Origin of the sequence: Veillonella parvula (assembly GCF_018378075.1) — a bacterium.
GTDB classification, from domain to species: domain Bacteria; phylum Bacillota; class Negativicutes; order Veillonellales; family Veillonellaceae; genus Veillonella; species Veillonella parvula_K.
The window spans coordinates 1-2,473 of record NZ_JAGZYE010000019.1; the positions used below are offsets into that span (position 1 = coordinate 1).

Sequence of the window (2,473 nt, forward strand, 5' to 3'; positions counted from 1 at the left end):
GGGAGGACCACCTCCCAAGGCTAAATACTACCTGATGACCGATAGTGAAGCAGTACCGTGAGGGAAAGGTGAAAAGAACCCCGGGAGGGGAGTGAAATAGAACCTGAAACCGTGTGCCTACAACCGCTCAGAGCCCCTTATGAGGGTGATGAGGTGCTTTTTGTAGAACGAGCCAACGAGTTACGGTATGTAGCAAGGTTAAGTACTTAAGGTACGGAGCCGAAGGGAAACCGAGTCTGAATAGGGCGACTAGTTGCATGCCGTAGACCCGAAACCGGGTGACCTATCCATGGCCAGGTTGAAGCGAGGGTAAAACCTCGTGGAGGACCGAACCACGTTGCTGTTGAAAAAGCATGGGATGAGCTGTGGATAGCGGAGAAATTCCAATCGAACCCGGAGATAGCTGGTTCTCTCCGAAATAGCTTTAGGGCTAGCGTCGAGTATGAGTAGTGGAGGTAGAGCACTGAATGGGCTAGGGGGCATAGCGCTTACCGAACCTTATCAAACTCCGAATGCCACATACTTTGAGCTCGGCAGTCAGACTACGAATGATAAGATCCGTGGTCAAAAGGGAAACAGCCCAGATCGTCAGCTAAGGTCCCAAAGTGTAAGTTAAGTGGGAAAGGATGTGAGATTTCTAAGACAACTAGGATGTTGGCTTAGAAGCAGCCATTCATTAAAAGAGTGCGTAATAGCTCACTAGTCGAGAGATCTTGCGCCGAAAATGTAACGGGGCTAAACTTACCACCGAAGCTACGGGCTTGAACATAGTTCAAGCGGTAGGAGAGCGTCGTAACCGGGCTGAAGTCGTACCGTAAGGAGCGGTGGACTGGTTACGAGTGAGAATGTTGGCATCAGTAGCGAGATGTGGGTGAGAATCCCACAGGCCGAAAACCTAAGGTTTCCTCAGGAAGGTTCGTCCGCTGAGGGTTAGTCGGGACCTAAGCCGAGGCCGAAAGGCGTAGGTGATGGACAACTGGTTGATATTCCAGTACCACTACCATCGTTATTATCGATGGCGTGACGCAGGAGGATAGTGTGTGCTAGCTATTGGATGCTAGTCTAAGCGTTTAGGCAGTGAGAGTAGGCAAATCCGCTCTCATAATGCTGAGGCGTGATGGGGAAGGTTCTACGGAACCGAAGTACATGATTCCACGCTGCCAAGAAAAGCGTCTAGAGAGAGAAGTAGTGCCCGTACCGCAAACCGACACAGGTAGGTGAGGAGAGAATCCTAAGGCCGGCGGAAGAATTACAGTTAAGGAACTCGGCAAATTGACCCCGTAAGTTCGCGAGAAGGGGTGCCTACGAGAGTAGGCCGCAGAGAATAGGCCCAAGCAACTGTTTAGCAAAAACACAGGTCTCTGCTAAAGCGTAAGCTGATGTATAGGGGCTGACGCCTGCCCGGTGCTGGAAGGTTAAGGGGAACACTTAGCGCAAGCGAAGGTGTGAACTTAAGCCCCAGTAAACGGCGGCCGTAACTATAACGGTCCTAAGGTAGCGAAATTCCTTGTCAGGTAAGTTCTGACCCGCACGAATGGCGTAATGACTTGGGCACTGTCTCAACTGTAAATCCGGCGAAGTTGTAGTGCGAGTGAAGATGCTCGCTACCCGCGATTGGACGGAAAGACCCCGTAGAGCTTTACTGTAGCTTAGCATTGAGTTTTGGTATTGTCTGTACAGGATAGGTGGGAGACTAGGAAACCAGGGCGTCAGCCTTGGTGGAGTCAACCTTGGGATACCACCCTGACAGTACTGAAATTCTAACTGGCGGCCATGAATCTGGTCACAGGACATTGTTAGGTGGGCAGTTTGACTGGGGCGGTCGCCTCCTAAAAAGTAACGGAGGCGCCCAAAGGTTCCCTCAGAACGGTCGGAAATCGTTCGAAGAGTGCAAAGGCAGAAGGGAGCCTGACTGCGACACCCACAAGTGGAGCAGGGACGAAAGTCGGGCTTAGTGATCCGGTGGTACCTCGTGGGAGGGCCATCGCTCAACGGATAAAAGCTACCTCGGGGATAACAGGCTGATCTCCCCCAAGAGTCCACATCGACGGGGAGGTTTGGCACCTCGATGTCGGCTCGTCGCATCCTGGGGCTGAAGTAGGTCCCAAGGGTTGGGCTGTTCGCCCATTAAAGCGGCACGCGAGCTGGGTTCAGAACGTCGTGAGACAGTTCGGTCCCTATCCGTCGCGGGCGTAGGAAATTTGAGAGGAGCTGTCCTTAGTACGAGAGGACCGGGATGGACTGACCTCTGGTGTACCAGTTGTTCCGCCAGGAGCACAGCTGGGTAGCTAAGTCGGGAATGGATAAACGCTGAAAGCATCTAAGCGTGAAGCCAACCTCAAGATGAGATTTCCCATAGCGTAAGCTAGTAAGATCCCTTGAAGAACACAAGGTTGATAGGTCGGGGGTGTAAGCATGGTAACATGTTCAGCTGACCGATACTAATAGATCGAGGGCTTGACCAAATATAGTA

1 rRNA gene is annotated in these 2,473 nt (G+C 52.0%); it reads left to right on the forward strand.

The window, feature by feature from the left end:
• Positions 1-2,465: ribosomal RNA gene (locus KH286_RS09485) — 23S ribosomal RNA — on the forward strand; the annotation flags it as partial.
• Positions 2,466-2,473 lie beyond the last annotated feature (8 nt).